Source organism: Lactococcus sp. NH2-7C, assembly GCF_029953655.1.
Lineage (GTDB): Bacteria > Bacillota > Bacilli > Lactobacillales > Streptococcaceae > Lactococcus > Lactococcus lactis.
This window is the reverse complement of the sequence record NZ_CP124538.1, coordinates 50,438-71,062: the sequence shown is the minus strand read 5'-3', so window position 1 is coordinate 71,062 and position 20,625 is coordinate 50,438. Positions and strand designations below refer to the sequence as shown.

Genomic DNA, 20,625 nt, shown 5'->3' with positions numbered 1-20,625 from the left:
TCTTTTTGTGTACTCTTTTTATTTATTGTACCATGCTTTAAGTTCCGAGTCAAAAGTTTTAGTTTTTTTACAAAAAAATCTTGCATATAGCAAGATCCAAACATTTATTTTAAATCTGTAACATCCCCAATTTCAAATGTTTTTTTATCTGAAAGTTGAAATTTGTCTTTCAGTCCAGGAGTAACATAAACCTTATTATTTTTATCAACAAATACAGCCTCAACATTTTTCAATTTTTCAACGTATTCGTAACCTTTTTTGGTTCCCATAGCATATATCATCGTTGACAAACCATCACCATTGGTCTTATCTTTTCCTGAAATTAATAAGGTAATGCTTGCAATATCATTCTCAAAAGGATATCCTGTCTTAGGGTTTAAAATATGACTGTATTTATGACCATCAACTTCTAAATATCGCTCGTAAATTCCTGAAGTATTGACGTGTTCATTAGAAGCTTTGATAATCCCCATTTGAGTCCCAGTTGGATCATTTGGATTCTTAATTCCAATTGTCCATGGACTCTCAGCACCTCTTGGTGAATGACCAATAACATAAATTGAACTAGAACCCAAGTTGACAATCCCTGTGGTGACACCATCTTTTTTGAGTGAATCAACCATTTTCATGGCAACAAAGCCTTTTACAATGGAACCCAAGTCCAAACGAGCACCTTTTTTTGTCAGATAAATTGTTTCATTTTTATCATTAAATTTTATTTCATGATAATTAATTAAAGGCAAAACTTGATCAATTTCTGATTGAGCAGGCTTTCTAGCGTTATCCATTCCAATGTTCCAAAGACTTGTCAGTGAACCAATTGTAATATCATAACCTAAATCTTTAGCTGAATAGTTATAACCAGCTTTAACTAATTCATATACATTTGAATTCACCTTGATAGGTTTAATTCCTGCATTTTGGTTAATCTCATCAATTTGTGAACCTGATTGATTAACGGTTGTTAAATTATTATATTCAACAGGAAGTTTTAGCGCCTTTTCAACTGCAGCTTCTTTTCCTTTGTCATAAACAGTGACTTTAATGTAAGTTCCCATTGTCGTCACATCTTTATTAATTGGTGACGTTAATAAATTACGATTATCTTTTTGACCTGATTTTCCATTAGCACAAGCACTTAAGCTGATTAAACTAAGTGCTGCTAGAACCCAAATTATTATTTTTTTCATTCTCTAATTTTTACTGACAGAGCTGTCAGCACCATCTTATTCAGTCAGAAAGTCTGTCAGTAACTGGCAGACTTTCTTTTCAATTATTCTTCGTTTTTGTCAGTAGAAATTGTTTCGTCAGTAAGTTCTGGCGCATCAACTTCTTCATCTTCAATGACTGGATCAACAAGTGCAAAAGTTACAATTTGTGCTTCATCATCAAGTCGCATTACTTTAACCCCTTGGGCAGCTCGACCAGTTTGAGAAATGTTAGCCACATTTGTACGGATAATAACCCCTGTATCTGTAATAACCATCAAGTCTTCATCACCATTGACAGCAGTTAAACCAGCTAATTTACCAGTTCTTTCTGTGACATTCATGACTTTCATCCCTTTACCACCACGGCCTTTTGTTGGATATTCCGAAGCCTGAGTTCGTTTACCAAGACCATTTTCTGAGATAACAAGGACTTCTTGACTGTCATCAATTCGTGAAGTTCCGACAACATAGTCACCTTCTCGGAGGTTAACCCCTTTAACACCAGCTGCCGCACGTCCCATATCACGAACTACTGCGCCTTTAAAGCGAACTGAGTATCCCAAATGAGTTCCGATAATCACCTCATCTTCACCCGAAGTTCTAAGCACATTAATCAACTCATCACCATCACGCAGTTTCAAAGCCTTCAAACCATTTGTTCGAATATTGCTAAATTGACTCGTTGAAGTTCGTTTAACAATCCCGTTGCGTGTTGTGAAGAAGAGATATTTCGCCGCTTGGTCACGGTCAACATTGATGATTGTTGCAATTTTTTCACCATCATCAAGTTTGAGGAGATTGACAATTGGCAATCCTTTCGCTGTCCGACCGTATTCAGGAATTTCATATCCTTTCATTCGGTAAACACGTCCAAGATTTGTAAAGAAGAGTAAATGATCATGTGTTGATGTAGATACCAAATGTTGAACAAAGTCATCATCAGACATTCCCATTCCTTGAACACCACGTCCCCCACGATTTTGGGCACGGAATTCGTCATTAGCTAGACGTTTGATATATCCTTTATTTGATAAAGTAATCAATACATCTTCTTCCTCAATCAAATCTTCATCTTCAAGAGTAAGAACTTCACCAACTAACAATTCTGTTCGACGTTTGTCAGCAAATTTACGTTTAACTTCTTCTAATTCTTCACGAATAATTTTCTTAACACGTTCAGGTTTTGCCAAAATATCGGCTAAGTCAGCAATCAAAGCGACTAAATCTTGATATTCTGCCTCAATTTTATCACGTTCCAATCCGGTCAAACGACGCAAACGCATATCAAGAATAGCTTGCGATTGTTTTTCAGAGAGGAGGAATTCATCCATCATTGTTTTTTGTGCAATGGCATCCGTTTGTGACTCACGGATAATTGTGATGATACGGTCAATATTATCAAGAGCGATACGTAAACCTTCCAAGATATGTGCGCGCGCTTCTGCACGTGCTTTATCAAAGGCTGTACGGCGTTCAACAACTTCTATTTGATGTTCGATATAATCAACTAAAATTTCTTTCAAAGAAAGAATTTTAGGAATTCCTTTTTCGATAGCCAACATGTTGAAACCAAATGAAGTTTGCAAACTTGTTAGTTTGAACAGATTATTTAAGATCACATGAGCTGATAAGTCACGACGAACTTCGATAACCACGCGAATTCCTTCACGATTGGACTCATCACGAACCGCAGTCAATCCTTCAATTCGTTTTTCATGGTTCAAACGAACAATATGCTCAACCAAACGTGCTTTATTGACCATGTATGGTAATTCAGTCACAACAATACGTTCTTTTCCACCAGCCATTTCTTCAATGTGGGTTTTTGCACGTAATGTAATCGAACCTTTACCAGTTTCATAAGCACGACGAATACCGGATTTACCCATAACCAAAGCCCCTGTTGGGAAGTCAGGACCAGGAATCACAGACATCAAATCAGTAACTGATGCTTCTGGATTTTCCATAAGCATATCTACCGCATCAATTGTTTCACCGAGATTATGTGGTGGGATGTTTGTTGCCATCCCAACGGCAATCCCTGTGGTTCCATTAACTAAAAGGTTTGGGAAACGAGCAGGTAAAACGAGTGGTTCACGTTCAGTACCGTCGAAATTGTCCATGAAATCAACGGTATTTTTGTTGATATCACGCAACATTTCCATGGCAATTTTACTTAAACGAGCTTCGGTATAACGCATCGCTGCGGCACCGTCTCCGTCCATTGAACCAAAGTTACCGTGTCCGTCAGCAAGCATATGACGATAAGACCACCATTGAGCCATACGTACCATTGCTTCATAGATTGAACTATCTCCGTGTGGGTGATATTTACCCATAACTTCACCGACAATACGTGCCGATTTTTTATGTGGTTTATCTGGAGTATTTCCAAGTTCATTCATTCCGTAGAGAATACGACGGTGAACGGGTTTTAAACCATCACGTACATCAGGAAGTGCCCGTGCAACGATAACTGACATTGCATAGTCACGAAATGACGTCTTCATCTCCTCAACTAAATTGACATTGATAACATTTTTGTCTTGCATGTTTGCCTTGTAAAATCTCATGAAAATGAAATTTTACTTTCCTTTCTTGCTTTCGGAAGAGTTTGCCCCAATTGACAAACAGATTAACTATATTATACCAAATTTCACACGAAAAGTCAGCTTTTCTCATAGATATAGAGTAGTTTTTACAATAATTCCTTAGATATTTTTTAGAATACTCATCCTTTTATTTTAATCTAAAATATACATCAAAAAATCCCTGAAAAATCAGGGATATTTTGGCTTTATTCTACATTGAGTGAATTCAAATCAAGGCTACTTGTTTTGCGTTGTTCACGACGAGCAATAAAAGGCAAAAGCATACCAAGTAAAATTAAGACAATTGGTGTCAAAACATTTGACGCAAGTTGGAACCACCATGCAGATGGATTAGCAGCATAGTCCAATTTTGGAACCATCCCTAACACGCAGGCGATGAGTGTAAAGAGGAAACACCAAGCACCAGCAATCATGGCTAGACGTTTTTGTTTGATAAATTTATATTCAGATTGGAAGTGTTTTACTGCCCGATTCAACATCATAAAGGCAAAGAAAACCCAAAGATAACGCATTGGCATCACAACTGAATTTAAATTAGTCAACCATTTGACTAATTCATTCATATCTCCGATTCCAAGTAATGGCAAAAGAATAATGATACTAACAAGAATCCCTGTTAATGTATAGCCGTTTTTAAGGGTACCTTTGTTTGTTTTTTTACGCAACCAAGCTGGAACGAATTCTGGATCAGCATCAGCAAGTAAAATGCGTAATGGCGCATCAATAGAGAAAGCTAAGGCAGCAATTTGTCCTACACCGTTAGTTAAAGCATAAACAATCATTAAAAAGTTTCCGACACCAAAGTGTTGACCTAAAATTTGGAATGCTGCATAAGCACCATTAGCCATCAAGTCATTTGGTAAATTACCGCTTGAGAAAATCATTCCCATGGCAATCGAACCTAAGACGGCACAGATACCAACCATTCCAGCAAGTAAAAACATCCCTCTTGGAAATTCTTTTGCTGGGTTTTTCGTTTGATTAACATAAGGAGAAATTTTTTCAGCACCACCGACAGCAAAAACCAGCATTGAGATAGTTGTGAAATAACTGAAGTCAAATTTAGGGATATAAGTTTTAATATTTCCCATGTCAGGCGTTGCAATGTGGAAATCTTTTGCGATAAAAGGTGCTCCAATCGCCATGACAATGAAAAGTAAACTCATAACAAACATTGCTGTTCCCGCAAGTCCACCAATCACTTTCAGAGTATTTAACCCTTTTGTTGACAACCATAAGAAAGCTAAAAAAATCGCTAATGAAATAAGAGCAACAGCGGTCATCGACATTTGACTGACCAGATTTCCGTTTCCTTGACCCACCCAACCAAAAGCAATCAAAATCGCTTGTGGTTTTTGAGCCAAATAAGGAATGTGAACTACCCAATAAGTCCATGCGGCATAATAAGCCAAGCGTTTCGTACTGGTATTTTCAACCCATGAACTGACCCCACCTTTACTATCTTTAAAAGTTGAACCCAGTTGACCAACAATAAGTGCATAGGGAATAAAGTACAAAGCCAAAATTAACAGCCATGAGGTAACTACAGTAATTCCTTGTTGGGCAAAGTTATTAACAACATTCCCCATCCCCCAAACCATGTTAAAGGCAATGAATGCGACGGTAAACCATCTAATTTTTTTTGTGTCCATAAAACTCCTTAAATTTTTTTGAATAAATCGCGGACATTGACAATTTATTGTTTAGCGCTTTCTTTTAAGCGTCATTAAAATTATAAAATATTACAGACTCTCCTGTCAATTTTTTACTGTAATCAAAAAAGATACTTAAATTTTTAAGTATCTTTTAAATATTAAGAAAAGTTTAAAGACTTTCAAGCGCTTCTTTAATCGGCGTTTTTCCATTGTGCATTGAAATGACTTTTCCAATTGAATGATTGGTCATCACTAATTCTTTGATAGTATCTGCTACATCTCCTATCGTGTTACTTGCAGAAACTCCGTCATTAATATCAATCAATCCTGTTGCCTCTTCCTCTGTTAATGCTCCAGGTTGAATGATTGTATAATCTAAATTGGTTTCTTTAGTAAGATATAAATCAGCGAAATGTTTGGCAATATAATAATCTTTTAATGCATCAAAGTCGGAACCAATCCATTTTTCTGGTTGAAGAGAAAAAATCGTGCTTAGTAAGATAAATCGTTTCACTTCTGCTTTCTCAGCTGCTTGCATGAGTTTTACAGCCCCATATAAGTCAACTTTCAATAAACTTTTTCCACCTGAGCCTGAAACATTTATAATAGCATCCATTCCATGTAATTGCTTGGCCATTTCCTCTGTTGTCCAATCAACATCAAAATGAACTGCTTTTACATTATTATATTGAGGAACTTGCTCAACTTTTCTTGCTCCAGCATAGATTTGATGGTCCGTTGTTGAGAGAGATTTAAGCAAACTTTTACCTACACGTCCGGTACTTCCAACGATAAATATTTTCATTTTCTACCTCTTTTCTACTTCTTTTATTGTAACAAAAAACCACCTTGATGGTGATTTTAAGATGTTTTATTCTTCATCCATTGAGAGTACAGATAAGAAGGCTTCTTGAGGTACTTCTACTGAACCAATGGCTTTCATTCGTTTTTTACCGGCTTTTTGTTTTTCAAGGAGTTTTCGTTTGCGGGAAATATCTCCACCATAACATTTGGCCAATACGTTTTTACGAAGAGCTTTAATATCTGAACGAGCAACGATTTTATTTCCGATAGTCGCTTGAATTGGCACTTCAAATTGTTGACGTGGAATAAGTTTTTTAAGTTTTTCAACAATGACTTTTCCGCGTTCAAAGGCAAAGTCTTTGTGGACAATGAAACTTAAGGCATCGACTTTTTCGGCATTTAAGAGAATATCCATTTTCACAAGATTTGATGGACGATAATCAGAAATCTCATAATCAAAGCTGGCATAACCTTTAGTTGATGATTTAAGTTTATCAAAGAAATCAAAGACAATTTCACTCAATGGAATATTATATATGATATTGACCCGATTTGCGTCTAAATAATCCATTGTTAGGAAAATTCCACGTTTCCGTTGAGCTAATTCCATAACCGGACCAACGAAATCATTTGGTACCATGATTTGAGCTTTAACAAATGGTTCTTCGATGTTTTCAATGCGTGTAGGATCTGGGAATTCTGATGGGTTGGCTACTTCAAGGGTTTCACCGTCCGTTGTATTGATATGATAAACAACGGATGGCGCGGTCATGATCAAATCAATACCAAATTCACGTTCTAAACGCTCTTGAATGACATCCATATGCAAGAGACCGAGGAAACCACAACGGAATCCGAAACCAAGCGCTTGCGATGTTTCAGGTTCAAAACGAAGACTAGCATCGTTTAATTGAAGTTTTTCTAGGGCTTCACGCAAGTCATTGAATTTATTTGATTCAATTGGGTAAATCCCCGCAAATACCATTGGGTTCATTTCTTTATAACCCTCTAGTGCCTCAGTTGCTGGATTGGATGCGAGAGTTACTGTGTCTCCGACACGTGTGTCAGCAACGGTTTTAATAGATGCTGCTACATAACCAACATCTCCAGCCATTAGGAAATCACGAGCAACTGCTTTTGGGGTGAAAATCCCAACTTCTGTGACATCAAATTCTTTACCGTTACTCATCAATTGAATACGGTCCCCAACTTTAAGCGAGCCATCAATGACCCGAATTTGAAGAATAACGCCACGATATGCGTCATAAACTGAATCAAAAATCAAAGCCTTGAGCGGAGCGTCAACTTCACCTTGAGGAGCAGGAACTTTCTCAACGATTTGTTCAAGAATTTCTTCAATCCCAATCCCAGCTTTGGCTGAAGCAAGAACGGCTTCTGAGGCATCTAAACCAATCACATCTTCGATTTCTTGACGAACCATTTCAGGATCAGCAGCTGGTAGGTCAATTTTATTGATGACTGGTAAAATTTCAAGGTCATTATCCAAAGCAAGATAAACATTTGCAAGGGTTTGGGCTTCGATTCCTTGTGCTGCATCAACAACTAATATTGCTCCTTCACAGGCAGCAAGGCTTCGTGAAACTTCATAAGTAAAATCGACGTGACCTGGCGTGTCAATGAGGTGGAAAATATAAGTTTCACCATCTTTGGCTTTATAATTTAACTCGATAGCATTTAATTTAATGGTAATTCCGCGTTCACGTTCAAGGTCCATTGAGTCAAGAAGTTGGGCTTGCATTTCTCGTTTTGAAACAGTTTCAGTTTGTTCGAGAATACGGTCAGCAAGTGTTGATTTCCCGTGGTCAATATGGGCGATAATCGAAAAATTACGAATTTTTTCCTTACGCGCGTTCATTTCTTGTAGATTCATTTTGATTCCTTTATAAGAGTTCTTGTAGACCTAAACTGGTTTGAAATTTGTTTTTTGGCCACTGAACTTCCATTTTGCTTTTTTATAACTAAAAATCAGTTAGAATAATTATAGCATATTTTGCAATAAAAAACCGCTCTTATTATGTAGAGAGCGGTTCTGTGAGAGCTATAATTACTTTATTTTATAGCAAAATATTCTATAAATTACATTTTAATCAAATTACTGGCTTCTCAATTGAATAGTAATAAAATTTGAGAAGCCTGTCTTCTATATCAGACAAAATTATTGAAATAAGTGCTGGTCAAAGTTTTCATCATCTTCAGGAAATTCTTGGTCAATTTTGGTGATTTTACCAATTTCAATCTCAAGATTTTCTGTAATGAAATTTTGGACATGAGCGGTAAAAGTTTTATCATCACTGACAAAATGTAAGTGAAAGCCACTACCAAAAAGGTCAGTCAAGTGTTTTGGCGCCCAAACTCCAACCATAGTTCCAGAAATATTTTCTTTCGTAAAATAGGGTTGGTCAGCCATAATTTCATCATAAGGACGGGTGTTATTGGCTGGTTTGCTACTTATGGTCACTTCTTTGAATTGACCAGTCATAACAATAGTATAAGCAGTGTTGCCTGTTGGAAATCGCTTGATCAGTGCTGACAGAAAATCTTCTGAATTACTGACAGAGTTGTCAGTAAATTTAACGATTGGCTGATGTTCTACCATTGCCACATAAGGCATTGTCTCATCTTCTTCAACTAATCGAACATGATTTTCTGAGTCCCCGTGATAAGCGATTCCATTGATAATGGTCACTTCTCCATTTGCAGTATCAAGTGTGCCGATACCGACTGAGCCGTGTTTTAGTGCTTCTTTGAGGGTAATTGTTCCCTTGTAAAAACCACTAGAAAGTGTCGTAAAAGTATTGTGTTGGAATATTCTGCTATTCATAATGATATTATTTTATCACTTTTTTTTGTTAGTAGTATCAAATATGTTTTATAAATTTTTTTCAAATTTTATAGAGCAAAAAATCCCTGTATTTGGTATAATATTGCTTATGACAATAAAAACTTCATTTGCAAAGTTTGCTGGTAATTCATCGCGCTTTGTCTTGGAAAAATTTTTCAAGCGCGGTTCAACTTTACCAGGGAAAATTGCTTTAAAATTTGATCCTGAAATTCTTAAGTCACTAACAAAAAATTATGAAATCATTGTTGTGACTGGCACCAATGGAAAAACATTGACCACAGCACTGACCGTGGGAATTCTAGAAAAGGCTTTTGGACCAGTTGTAACAAATCCAACTGGGGCAAATATGATTACGGGGATTGTATCAACTTTTCTCAAAGCTCCCAAAGCGAAAACTGGCGAAAAGAAATTTGCTGTTCTTGAGATTGATGAAGCGAGTTTGCCAAAAATCACTGAATACATCAAACCTTCGTTATTTGTGTTTACAAATATTTTCCGTGACCAAATGGATCGCTATGGTGAGATTTACACGACTTATGACTTTATTGTCAAGGGTGCGGCAAATAGTCCTAAAGGTACGGTTTTGTTAAATGGGGATAGTCCACTTTTCAACTCAAAGAAATTAGTTAATCCTGTAAAATACTATGGTTTCAACCATGAAAGCCACGAACCTACTCATGCTCATTACAATACTGAGGGGATCGTTTGTCCGGTTTGTCATCATATTTTAGCTTACAAGATGAATACCTATGCTAACTTAGGAAATTATATCTGTGAAAATTGTGGCTTTAGTCGTCCAGAATTAGATTATCAACTGACAGAATTATCCGAGATTACAAATACTTCTTCTAAATTTGTCATTGATGGAACAGATTATAAAATTAATGTGGGCGGACTTTATAATATTTATAATGCTCTTGCTGCTGTATCTGTTGCTGAATATTTCAATGTGCCAAAGGAAACAATTGTGGCTGGTTTTGAACTTTCCAAAGCAGTTTTTGGTCGTCAAGAAACTCTTGAAATTGACGGAAAAAAAGTAACCATTGTTTTGATTAAAAATCCAGTAGGTGCTAATCAAGCTCTTGAAATGATGAAATTAGCCAATTATCCTTTCACTTTAGTGAGCCTGTTGAATGCCAATTATGCTGACGGAATTGACACAAGTTGGATTTGGGATGCTAATTTTGAATTAATTAATGATATGGAAATTGACCAAATTATCACAGGTGGTGTTCGTTCATCTGAAATGGCTAGAAGAATGCGTGTGACAGGATTTAATGCCGAAAATATTTCTGAACGCAAGGAACTTTCAGAAGTCTTAGAGGCAATTAAAGAGAGTCCAAAAGAGCATGTTTATATTTTGGCAACTTACACTGCCATGTTACAAATGCGTGAATTATTGGCTGAGGGCCATTATCTTGGAAAGGAAATGCGTTAAATGGCTTATATCTCTTTAAAATCAAATCTTGAAAATCCAAAGTATTCCCTCAATATAGCTCATCTTTATGGTGATTTAATGAATACTTATGGTGATAATGGAAATATTCTCATGCTCAAGTATGTCGGAGAAAAATTAGGGGCAGAGATGACCTTCAATATCGTTTCTTTAGGTGATACTTTTGCAAAAGAAGATTATGACCTTGTTTTCTGGGGTGGTGGTCAAGATTATGAGCAAGAAATTATTGCTGACCAATCATTGCTTGACTTGTCAGCACCTTTAAAAGATTACATTGAATCTGAAAAACCACTTCTTGCAATTTGCGGTGGTTATCAAATGCTCGGTCAGTACTATGTTAATTCCGAAGGGAAAAAAATTCAAGGAACGGGAATTCTTGGACATTATACTGAAAATTTACGAACTGACCGTTTTATTGGTGATATTGAAACTCACAATGAAGAATTTGGTGAAACATATTATGGTTTTGAAAACCATTCAGGAATTACCTATCTGTCTGATGACGAAAAGCCACTAGGAACCGTCGTTTACGGTGGTGGAAATAATCCAGATGATCAAACAGAAGGTTTAATTTACAAAAATACTTTTGGAACTTATTTCCATGGGCCAATTCTTTCAAGAAATGCACGACTAGCTTATCGTTTGGTGACTACTGCTCTTTACCAAAAATATGGAGAAGAAATTCAACTCCCTGCTTTTGAAGAGATTTTAGCTGACGAAGATAAAGGCCAACAAATTGGGGACCTCAAACGTAAAGTTGAAAAATAATAAAAAAATTACTGATGAAATTTCTGTCAGTAATTTTTTTATTTCTTAAAAAGCTGTCAGTAAAATTTTTAATGATTAATCTACTGATTTCAAAGCCCCGAGCATATCTACGGCTTTTAGTTTGAAATGAACGACAATAGCCAGTAAAAGAGTGGTTGCAAAAGTAATTGCTGCTGACAATAAAAGATTTGTCCAAAGTAGCCCTGGTGCAAACATAATTTGGTCAGCTGACAATTGGTTCATAATAACCTGATGGAAATAATCCCCCAAACCAAAACCAACCAGAATTCCTAAAAGGCTTAATAAAATCGTTTCCCGATAAATATAAAGTGTGACTTCACGGTCATAGAATCCTAAAACTTTGATTGTGGCTAATTCGCGAATTCTCTCGGAAACATTGATATTTGTTAAATTATAGATGACAACAATCGCAAGTAAAATGGCACAAGTAATCAAAACAATCATGACACTATTAATGCCATACATAAAGGATTCAATCACCTTTTTGAGGTCACTATTTTGTGAAACAGCTTGAATTCCGTCTTCTTGCATAAATTGAGCTGACATTTTTTGAATATTATTTGTAGACGCATTTTTCAACTTAATCAATTGGGCATTTGCCACAAAATCTTTTTTAAAAACCTTTTGGTAAACCGATTGATTCATGAAAATATAATGGCCCATATACATTTCAGTAATTGCTGCTACTTTTATCTTATGAGGCTGATTTTCACTATCTTTTAGTGTCAGAGAATCACCAACTTTAAGGTCTAAAAGTTCAGCAAATTTTTCTGAAAGGACTGCTCCAGAGTTATTTAATTCAATTTTTTGACTATTTTTACGAGATTTTAAGCTAATGTATTTTGATAAATCATCAGAACGATTTGTCGCAATTAAGTTAACCTCTTGTTTCTCTAATTTGCCACTGGCTTCTTTTGTCAAATTTTCAAAGGCAATCGGCAAATAATTCTCAATTTCTGATGAGGCTAATTCTTTATCTATCTCTTCTTTTTCTTTGTCATTTACTTTATTTTTTTCAATAGTAATCATGTCATAGTGCAAAATTTGACCAAATTGTTTATTTGATAAACCAGAAATGGAATCACGAATTCCAAATCCCATGACAAGTAAAGCGGTACAGCCAGCGACACCAAAGATAGTCATTAACATTCTCTTTTTATAGCGAAATAGATTTCGAGCCGTCACCTTATAAGTAAAACTCATTCTTTTCCAAATAAAATTAATTTTCTCTAAAAGAATCCGTGAGCCTGCTTTTGGTACTTTTGCTAAAAAGAGACTGGCTGGTACTTCTTTTAGTTCCATTCGGACAACCCAATATGCTGGAAAAAGACTACAAGCAATAGCTATCGCAAAAGCAACTATTGTCCATAAAGGAGAGAATGTTAACCGTAAATTGCTAAAGGTAGATGAAGCTGTGTAAGCATTAAATACCGCTATCGGCAAAAAGGTATGTCCAATAATTGTTCCTACTAAAGCTCCTAAACCGCTAGAAACTAATCCATAAACCATAAATTTCTTACGAATGTCACGGTTTGAATATCCCAATGCCTTCAGTAATCCAAGATTTCCTCGCTCTTCTTCCACAAAACGAGTCATTGTTGTCAAACTCACTAATAAAGCAATCGCAAAAAGGACCACTGGAAAAATATTTGAAAGGCTGTCAATTCTTGTTGAGTCATCTAAAAATGTCTTGTAGCCCGGATTTCCTTCTTTACGATTATTAATTTGATAAGTCGGTTTTTCAAGCTGGTTTAGGTCTGTTTCCTGTTTAGCAAGCTCTGCTTTAGCTTTAGCAATCTTTTCTTTTCCAGTATTAATTTGATTTTGCCCTGCATTGATTTGCTCAATCGCTTGAGCGGATGCATTTTCCCCAATTTGATTCTTTTGAGCGATTAATTGATTTTCTTGTTGAGTGAGCTGATTTTCTTTGTCAACTATTTGACTTTTCGCTTCATTAATCTGTTTTTCTGGGCCAGTTTTCAGTGCTGCCAAGCGTTTTTCTGGTTGATTCTTAAAAGTATCTTCTAAGGTTTTTTGTTCTGTTTTTAAACGGCTATCGTACTTGCCATCAAAAATGGAAATATTTTGTAAGTTTTTATAGGATAGGCGAGCAATCATATACACCTCAGAATCAAAGGCTTCCTTGGTCACAAGCGCATAACCGTTAAGTTTACCCGTTCCTACTGTTGTTGAGCCAAAATCACTTTTATCGACATATTCACTTGATTTCACAAAACCAACAATTTTAAAGGAATGATTTTTTATTAAATCAGAATCCTTAGATTTGGGAGGAGTAAAATCAATGGTTTGTCCTATTTTATATTGCCCATCATATAAATAATCTAAAGCAATTTCTGAATCCTTTTGAGGCAACTTGCCTGTTATTAACTCATAAGTTGATAATTTATCTGGTTTAGAAAATACACGCAGACTGTTTTCTTTTCCTTTGATTACCAAATCTTGAAAATAACCAAATTCTGCTTTTTTTATGCCCTTGGTTTCGTTAATTAGTTGCTGGTCAGAATGATCCAAGCCCAAAGTTGAAGTTAGCGTCAAATCTGCTAAATGGTATTGAGCATAAAAATCTTCCGCTGTTCTTCTCATATCAGGTCCAGAAACTTTTAGTCCGACAAAAGCAAAAGTTCCTAACAACATCAAGGAAAAAATAGAAAGAAAGCGACCTAAGGAACCCGTAATTGACCTGCGAATTTCTTTATTTAAGGTTTTTTTTCGCATAGCTTACCACTCAATTCTATCAATATCTTCTGGTTGGCTATTATTATCAATTTGTTTAATTTTTCCATCATGCATTTGAATAACACGGTTGGCAATTGGAGCAATTGCAGCATTATGCGTGACAATAATAACTGTTTTTCCTTCTTTTCTGGCCATATCTTGGAGAATTTTCAGTATCTGTTTTCCTGTATGATAATCCAAGGCACCTGTTGGCTCATCACAGAGCAAGATTTTTGGATTTTTTGCTATGGCACGCGCAATAGCTACCCTTTGCTGCTCACCACCAGAAAGTTGGGAAGGAAAATTATGAAGCCGATGTTCCAGACCAACACTTTTCAGCACTTCTTTAGCGTCCAGAGCATTTTCGACAATCTCAGAAGCTAATTCGACATTTTCTAATGCTGTCAAATTATTGACAAGATTATAAAATTGAAAAACGAAACCAACAGCATAACGTCGGTAAGTAATCAATTCTTTATTTGAAAAATTAGAGATTTTTTCCTCATCAATAATAACCTCTCCCTCATCATTTGTATCCATTCCTCCTAAAATATTTAGGACTGTTGATTTACCTGCCCCAGAGGAACCTAAAATGACAGCCAATTCTCCTTTTTCAATTTCAAAATTTACTTGGTCATTGGCATAAATCTTCTCTTGTCCTGATTGATAGATTTTAGACTCATTAATCACTTCAATAAATGTCATCTTATCCCTCCTTTTTGTTGTAAACGTTTTAGTTAATTATATCATAATTACATTTTACTTCTTATTCAAGTCCTCATCATTTTTAATAAAAAAATTACTGACAGAAATCCTGTCAGTAATTTTTTGTTTATTTCCAAAAATCATCAAAAACACTAATTGGTAAGTGACGTTTATGTTGTGTTTTATTCCACCATGCTTCGATTTTAGCCTTAGCATCCTCAGAAATCACTTTACCTTCTGTGTAGTCATCAATATCATTGTAAGTCACACCTAATGCAATCTCGTCAGCAAGTCCTGGTTTTCCTTCTTCAAGATCTGCAGTCGGAACTTTCTCATAAATGGCTGGATCAGCGCCAAGTTCAGCCAAGAGTGCTTTTCCTTGGCGTTTATTTAAGCGAAAAAGTGGGAGCAAGTCTGCTCCACCATCACCAAATTTTGTGAAAAATCCAGTAATATTTTCTGCTGCATGGTCTGTTCCAAGAACCGCTCCTTGATATTGACCAGCCACAGCATACTGAGTAATCATACGTTGACGTGCCTTAATATTTCCCTTGTTGAAATCTGATACTTCAATTCCAGCTTCATTGAGGGCTGCCACTTGTCCTTCAACAGCAGCTTTAATATTTACTGTCAAACTGACATCGGGTTGAATGAAAGCAAGCGCACGTTGGGCATCTTCTTCATCAGCTTGAACACCATATGGCAGGCGAATTGCTACAAATTTATAAGTCTCATCAGCAGTTTCTTGACGCATTTCTTCGATAGCAATTTGAGCCAGACGACCTGCTAAACTAGAATCTTGACCACCAGAAATCCCTAATACAAAAGACTTAATGAAAGGATATTTTTTTAGATAATCTTTCAAAAAATCAACTGACACCCTAATTTCTTCTTTAGGATCAATGACTGGTTTCACACCAAGTTCTTTAATAATTTCATCTTGTAATGTCATTTTATCTTCCTTTTACTGACAGTTTCTATATTTTACTGACAGCTCTGTCATTAACTATTTTTAATCTAAAATTTTGCTCATATAGAATTCATCAATGTATTTCCCATCAACACACACTGCCTCACGGCGAACGCCTTCTATTGTGAATCCATGTTTTTGAAAAAGGGCAATCGCAGCATAGTTATTAATCATTACCGTTAATTCCAAGCGTTTTACTGCTTTTTCTTTTGCCCATCTTTCTAATTCCTCAAAAAGTTGAGAACCAATTCCTTGGTGTTGAAATTCTTCAATAATTCCTACAACAACATAGGCCGTATTTCTAATTCGATTAGCATTTCCTCTTTTGGCTGACAGAAATCCAACAAATTTTCCATCAACATCAGCACCAACTAAAAAATCAAAACGTGAAATTCGACCAATTGTTCGGCTAAAATCAAATCTTCGCTCCTCTGGTTCAAGCATCATGAACTTACTTTCTGTATCCAATTGCTTTTGGACATCCCAGAAAAGTCTTGCATCACAGAGGTCTATTCGTCTTATTCTCATCATTCATCATCCAATCTCGTCATTGATACTGTTGTACGCACCTGTGAAATTAGGCGCATTTTATGATTCCATAATTCTTGTGACAAATCTACTGGGTAAGGTTGAGGATTCAAATCACGTTTATATTCATCCCAAAGTTCCTCAAGGTTTTCACGAGCAAATTCTTTAATTTCTTGCAAGCTTGGCAATTCATAAATCAATTCGCCGTCCACAAAAATATCTTTCAAAAGTGGATTGGCATTGAAGTCTCGCACATTTTTATTGATGTAGGTATAAAGCGGGTGGAACATGTAAATTTCTTCTGCTACATCTGGACGTTCATCAGAAAATGTAATATAATCCCCCTCTGATTTGCCATCTGCTTTTTTGGTGATTCGCCAAACTTGTTTTTTACCTGGTGTAGAAACTTTTTCAGCATTACTTGAAAGTTTAATGGTATCCTGCATTTGACCACTTTCATCTTCCATAGATACTAATTTATAAACTGCACCAAGCGCTGGCTGATCATAAGCCGTAATTAATTTAGTTCCAACTCCCCAAACATCAATTTTTGCTTTTTGCATTTTTAAACTTAAAATTGTGTTTTCATCTAAATCATTTGAAGCGTAGATTTTTGCATCAGTAAATCCTGCTTCATCAAGTTGCTGACGAACTTTTTTCGAGATATAGGCCATATCTCCAGAATCAATTCGTACACCTTGGAAATTAATTTTATCGCCAAATTCACGCGCCACTTTAATCGCTGAAGGAACACCAACTCTTAAAGTATCATAAGTATCAACAAGGAAAACACAATCTTTATGTGTCTGTGCGTATGCTTTAAAAGCCTCATAATCGTTCCCATAAGATTGAACTAAAGCATGAGCATGTGTTCCACTAGCCTTCAAACCAAAGATTTTAGCTGCACGAACATTTGATGTCGCATCAGCGCCACCAATGATTGCTGCGCGTGTTCCCCAAATGGCTGCATCCATTTCTTGAGCTCGTCTTGTCCCGAATTCCAACAAAGGGTCATCTCCAATTACAGATTTGATACGAGCAGCTTTGGTAGCGATCAAAGTTTGGAAATTTATAATATTAAGAATAGCTGTTTCGACCAACTGACATTCCGCAAGCGAACCTTCAACTTGCACTAAAGGTTCATTAGCAAAAGCGAGTTGTCCTTCTTGCATCGCTCTAACTGTTCCTGTAAAACGCAATTCTTTTAAATAATCTAGAAAATCTTCCGGATAATCTAATTCACGTAAGTAGGCAATATCCGTTTCCGAAAATTTAAGATTTTTTAAATAATCAACCATTCTTTCTAAACCAGCAAAAATAGCATATCCATTTTTAAAGGGCATCTCACGGAAAAAAACCTCAAAGACCGCCTGACGCTGATGTCGTCCAAGCTCAAAGTAAGTTTGCATCATATTAATTTGATATAAGTCCGTATGTAATGTAAGACTGTCGTCTTGATATAGATGTGGCATAATTTTTTCTCCCATATTCACTTCCGCTAATCATACCGATTTTAACGCAATTCTAATCTTTATTTTATCAAATTTTACCCTAAATTTGTACTGGGAACCCTTTATAATTATACAATAAATTATAATTTAAATTTCGCCATGTATTTTATATAAAACTAGTCAATTTTTTGCTCCACTTATGTTTTTTGTACTACAATATAAGTAATGGAGAAAGGAGAGGATTATGATTAGTTATCTAAAGAAACTACTTAAACAAAATGATAGTGTAAAGATCCACTTAATAGACGGAAGTGTCGTCTCTGCCTTACATTTCAAGAAAGGTTATAGCAATGGAAACTGCCTTGTAATTGACGAAGATAATGTCGAGCACTATATTAACAGTAGATACATTGTTCAAATAGAATCTTAAATCAAAGAACTCCCTTGAGGAGTTTTTCTTTAGTCTTATGGATTACGATAAGCTATGGTACAATATAAAATAACTAATTCAAAAGATTGGTATATTAAATAATTAAGGAGAAAGCCCCCTTATGAATAAAGGGAATAGAAAAAAAGTAGGTCTATTAGGAGGAAATTTTAATCCAATTCATCATGCACATTTAATGATGGCTGACCAAGTTGCCCAACAAATGAATTTGGATAAGGTATTACTAATGCCTGAAAATATTCCACCTCATGTCGATGAAAAAGAAACCATTTCTGCAAAACATCGAGTTAAAATGCTTGAGTTAGCAATCAAAGAAAATCCTAGACTCGGTCTTGAGTTGATTGAAATTGAACGTGGTGGAAAATCTTACAGTTATGACACGCTCAAACTCCTGACCGAAGCTAATCCCGATACCGATTATTATTTTATTATTGGTAGCGACATGGTGGAATATCTTCCCAAATGGTACAAAATTGATGAACTCCTAAAACTTGTGACATTCATTGCCTTAAGAAGAACGGATACAATCTCCAAAAGTCCTTATCCTGTTACTTGGCTTGATGCTCCCTTGTTACCAATTTCTAGTACAATGCTAAGGGAAATGTTTGCCAAAAATATTGAACCCACTTACTTCTTACCTCAAAGCGTTATTGATTACATTAAAACTGAAAAATTATATAAAAAAAGATGACCCAGAGAGGTCATCTTTTTATTTAAACTTCCAAATTTAGAACTTCTTGCGCATAGATGGATGAATTCCCATTCAAAACATAGGCAATTGTCATAATTGGTAGGATATATTGAACCGAACCGAAACCAAAGACCTCCGCAGCAATAAAAATTGGGCCAAAATAAGAGTTTGTTGCGGCTGAAAAAATTGAAACATAACCCGCAGCAGCCACAAATTCGACAGGTAAACCAAAGAGCATAGCCAAAGCTGCACCCAATGTTGAACCAATAGCAAAGAGTGGTGTGACTTCCCCACCTTGGAATCCAGCAGAAATTGATAAAAGCGTAAAGATTAATTTTAATATCCAATCATATCCATTGATATGTCCACCATTAAAACTTAAAGAAATCAAATTTGTCCCAAGACCAGCATAACGGTCCAAATGAATAACAAGTAAGCCAATTGAGATGACAATTCCCATCAAAATAATTCTATAATAAGGATTAACAATTCTTTTAGCAACGGTTGCTTTCATAAAAGCTAAAGATTCCGCAAAAAATCTTCCTACAAGTCCAAAACAAACGGCAATGACAGCCAATTTTAATAGAACCAAAGGGTCAATATGAATGTTAGTATTGATTGCGAAAGAAAATTTTTCTAATCCCAAACTGCTTGAAGTCCAACTTGCAACATATGAACCAACCAAAGCTGGGATTAAAGCTCTATACTCAATTTTACCCAACATTAAAATTTCAATAGCAAAGAAAGTTGCCGCGATTGGCGTTTGAAAGAGCCCTGCAAAACCAGCAGCCATACCAGTAATCAAAAGAATTTTTTTAGCCTCTTTTGCTGAGAGTTTTTTACCAATCGCATGTCCAATCACACCACCGATTTGAACTGCAACTCCTTCACGACCAACACTAGCACCAAATAAATGAGAAAGCCAAGTCGAGAAAACAATCAACGGAACAAGACGCTTTGGAATATCTTCTCGCCCATGATTCCCCGCTTCAAAAATTAGGCCCATTCCTTTTTGGCTGTCTTTACCAAAATTCTTATAAATATAAACGATTAAGAGACCGGCTAAGGTTAAAAATGGAATTAAATATAGGGCATGACTGTCTCTAAATTCAGTAATATAGATAAGACCTCGACCAAATATAGCATCAACAATACCAATTAATCCCCCAATAATTACAGCTAAGAAGACATATAAAATTGCGCTTCTTGAAATTCCTACTTTAAAAAAATTCATTTTTGAAACTCCTTGTTTGTGAGTTTAACTCACCTTATAATATTTTGCAAAACAAAAGGCGCTACAAACAAGACTACTTGGAGATAGCCTTTTGTTTGTAGGCGCCATTAGTTTTAAGATTTTATTCTTAAAGCGGTTTCGGGTGTGCACCATACCCATCATTTATTAATATTTATTTTAACATTTTATGAAATATTTGCAAGAAAAAGCTCAGTCACGCATCCCATTCTTACGTTGAATTTCTTTAAGTTTATCCGGAGTAACATCTTCTCCTGTTTTTTCATCGATAACTTTGATGGTTTCAACTTGTGAGCGGAAATTTGCTTTAACACTATCGAGGTAAGCACGACGTAAAAGGGCTTGTTCTTCAAGCTCAGCTTCTGATAATCCTTCGGTTTTTTTCTTACGTGCCAATTCATTAATGCGTTCTACTTGTTCATTTGTAATTGCCATTTCTTAGTTCCTTTCTTCG

The 20,625-nt window shown here is 35.8% G+C and carries 16 protein-coding genes and 1 riboswitch; of the genes, 3 read left to right on the top strand and 13 right to left on the bottom strand.

Annotation, left to right across the window (positions count from 1 at the left end; all coding sequences use genetic code 11):
* Positions 1-104: 104 nt before the first annotated feature.
* From QJV49_RS00375 to QJV49_RS00350, 6 genes are all read right to left on the bottom strand, one after another.
* Positions 105-1,190 carry an FAD:protein FMN transferase gene (locus QJV49_RS00375; protein WP_225511300.1) on the bottom strand — a complete coding sequence of 362 codons (1,086 nt, stop codon included), beginning with the start codon at positions 1,188-1,190 and terminating at the stop codon, positions 105-107.
* An 83-nt stretch (positions 1,191-1,273) separates the two neighbouring features.
* Positions 1,274-3,763: a DNA gyrase subunit A gene (gyrA, locus tag QJV49_RS00370; protein ID WP_225511299.1), complete on the bottom strand. Its 2,490-nt coding sequence runs from the start codon at positions 3,761-3,763 to the stop codon at positions 1,274-1,276.
* A gap of 245 nt (positions 3,764-4,008) precedes the next feature.
* Positions 4,009-5,475: an APC family permease gene (locus tag QJV49_RS00365; RefSeq protein ID WP_225511298.1), complete on the bottom strand. Its 1,467-nt coding sequence runs from the start codon at positions 5,473-5,475 to the stop codon at positions 4,009-4,011.
* Positions 5,476-5,647: 172 nt separating this feature from the next.
* Entirely contained in the window at positions 5,648-6,283 is a 636-nt protein-coding gene (locus QJV49_RS00360) for an SDR family oxidoreductase (protein WP_225511297.1), read from the bottom strand.
* 66 nt (positions 6,284-6,349) lie between these two features.
* Complete coding sequence (gene lepA, locus QJV49_RS00355) at positions 6,350-8,173, bottom strand: translation elongation factor 4 (RefSeq protein ID WP_225511296.1); 1,824 nt, start codon at positions 8,171-8,173, stop codon at positions 6,350-6,352.
* 285 nt (positions 8,174-8,458) lie between these two features.
* Positions 8,459-9,124 carry an acetolactate decarboxylase gene (locus QJV49_RS00350; protein WP_225511295.1) on the bottom strand — a complete coding sequence of 222 codons (666 nt, stop codon included), beginning with the start codon at positions 9,122-9,124 and terminating at the stop codon, positions 8,459-8,461.
* A 109-nt stretch (positions 9,125-9,233) separates the two neighbouring features.
* On the opposite strand from QJV49_RS00350, the gene murT reads away from it, so the two are divergent.
* Together murT and gatD are read left to right on the top strand one after the other, a co-directional pair.
* Positions 9,234-10,583, top strand: coding sequence for a lipid II isoglutaminyl synthase subunit MurT (gene murT / locus QJV49_RS00345; protein WP_054247063.1), 1,350 nt, complete (start codon positions 9,234-9,236; stop codon positions 10,581-10,583).
* Positions 10,584-11,369, top strand: coding sequence for a lipid II isoglutaminyl synthase subunit GatD (gatD, locus tag QJV49_RS00340; RefSeq protein WP_225511294.1), 786 nt, complete (start codon positions 10,584-10,586; stop codon positions 11,367-11,369).
* Positions 11,370-11,444: 75 nt separating this feature from the next.
* Here gatD and QJV49_RS00335 read toward each other — a convergent pair whose 3' ends face one another.
* From QJV49_RS00335 to QJV49_RS00315, 5 genes are all read right to left on the bottom strand, one after another.
* Positions 11,445-14,126, bottom strand: a complete 2,682-nt coding sequence (locus QJV49_RS00335; RefSeq protein ID WP_225511293.1) for an FtsX-like permease family protein — start codon at positions 14,124-14,126, stop codon at positions 11,445-11,447.
* A gap of 3 nt (positions 14,127-14,129) precedes the next feature.
* Positions 14,130-14,831: an ABC transporter ATP-binding protein gene (locus QJV49_RS00330; RefSeq protein ID WP_010905758.1), complete on the bottom strand. Its 702-nt coding sequence runs from the start codon at positions 14,829-14,831 to the stop codon at positions 14,130-14,132.
* A gap of 127 nt (positions 14,832-14,958) precedes the next feature.
* Positions 14,959-15,783 carry an ammonia-dependent NAD(+) synthetase gene (gene nadE, locus QJV49_RS00325; protein ID WP_023189334.1) on the bottom strand — a complete coding sequence of 275 codons (825 nt, stop codon included), beginning with the start codon at positions 15,781-15,783 and terminating at the stop codon, positions 14,959-14,961.
* A 60-nt stretch (positions 15,784-15,843) separates the two neighbouring features.
* Positions 15,844-16,332, bottom strand: a complete 489-nt coding sequence (locus QJV49_RS00320) for a GNAT family N-acetyltransferase (protein WP_010905757.1) — start codon at positions 16,330-16,332, stop codon at positions 15,844-15,846.
* Positions 16,329-17,801: a nicotinate phosphoribosyltransferase gene (locus QJV49_RS00315; protein WP_225511526.1), complete on the bottom strand. Its 1,473-nt coding sequence runs from the start codon at positions 17,799-17,801 to the stop codon at positions 16,329-16,331. Before QJV49_RS00315 ends, QJV49_RS00320 begins: the two co-directional genes overlap by 4 nt.
* Positions 17,802-18,331: 530 nt before the next feature.
* Between QJV49_RS00315 and QJV49_RS00310 the strand changes: the two genes are divergently transcribed.
* Positions 18,332-18,919, top strand: coding sequence for a nicotinate-nucleotide adenylyltransferase (locus QJV49_RS00310; protein WP_225511292.1), 588 nt, complete (start codon positions 18,332-18,334; stop codon positions 18,917-18,919).
* A gap of 22 nt (positions 18,920-18,941) precedes the next feature.
* Here the strand turns inward: QJV49_RS00310 and QJV49_RS00305 are convergent, their stop codons facing one another.
* Entirely contained in the window at positions 18,942-20,153 is a 1,212-nt protein-coding gene (locus QJV49_RS00305; RefSeq protein ID WP_225511291.1) for a voltage-gated chloride channel family protein, read from the bottom strand.
* A 91-nt stretch (positions 20,154-20,244) separates the two neighbouring features.
* Positions 20,245-20,319: riboswitch (Fluoride riboswitch) on the bottom strand.
* 44 nt (positions 20,320-20,363) lie between these two features.
* Positions 20,364-20,606: a DUF896 domain-containing protein gene (locus QJV49_RS00300; RefSeq protein WP_225511290.1), complete on the bottom strand. Its 243-nt coding sequence runs from the start codon at positions 20,604-20,606 to the stop codon at positions 20,364-20,366.
* Positions 20,607-20,625 lie beyond the last annotated feature (19 nt).

Coding starts and splice junctions, on each gene's coding strand:
- QJV49_RS00375 (WP_225511300.1), bottom strand. CDS start 1,190: ATGAAAAAAATAATAATTTGGGTTCTAGCAGCACTTAGTTTAATCAGC.
- gyrA (WP_225511299.1), bottom strand. CDS start 3,763: ATGCAAGACAAAAATGTTATCAATGTCAATTTAGTTGAGGAGATGAAG.
- QJV49_RS00365 (WP_225511298.1), bottom strand. CDS start 5,475: ATGGACACAAAAAAAATTAGATGGTTTACCGTCGCATTCATTGCCTTT.
- QJV49_RS00360 (WP_225511297.1), bottom strand. CDS start 6,283: ATGAAAATATTTATCGTTGGAAGTACCGGACGTGTAGGTAAAAGTTTG.
- lepA (WP_225511296.1), bottom strand. CDS start 8,173: ATGAATCTACAAGAAATGAACGCGCGTAAGGAAAAAATTCGTAATTTT.
- QJV49_RS00350 (WP_225511295.1), bottom strand. CDS start 9,124: ATGAATAGCAGAATATTCCAACACAATACTTTTACGACACTTTCTAGT.
- murT (WP_054247063.1), top strand. CDS start 9,234: ATGACAATAAAAACTTCATTTGCAAAGTTTGCTGGTAATTCATCGCGC.
- gatD (WP_225511294.1), top strand. CDS start 10,584: ATGGCTTATATCTCTTTAAAATCAAATCTTGAAAATCCAAAGTATTCC.
- QJV49_RS00335 (WP_225511293.1), bottom strand. CDS start 14,126: ATGCGAAAAAAAACCTTAAATAAAGAAATTCGCAGGTCAATTACGGGT.
- QJV49_RS00330 (WP_010905758.1), bottom strand. CDS start 14,831: ATGACATTTATTGAAGTGATTAATGAGTCTAAAATCTATCAATCAGGA.
- nadE (WP_023189334.1), bottom strand. CDS start 15,783: ATGACATTACAAGATGAAATTATTAAAGAACTTGGTGTGAAACCAGTC.
- QJV49_RS00320 (WP_010905757.1), bottom strand. CDS start 16,332: ATGATGAGAATAAGACGAATAGACCTCTGTGATGCAAGACTTTTCTGG.
- QJV49_RS00315 (WP_225511526.1), bottom strand. CDS start 17,801: ATGCCACATCTATATCAAGACGACAGTCTTACATTACATACGGACTTA.
- QJV49_RS00310 (WP_225511292.1), top strand. CDS start 18,332: ATGAATAAAGGGAATAGAAAAAAAGTAGGTCTATTAGGAGGAAATTTT.
- QJV49_RS00305 (WP_225511291.1), bottom strand. CDS start 20,153: ATGAATTTTTTTAAAGTAGGAATTTCAAGAAGCGCAATTTTATATGTC.
- QJV49_RS00300 (WP_225511290.1), bottom strand. CDS start 20,606: ATGGCAATTACAAATGAACAAGTAGAACGCATTAATGAATTGGCACGT.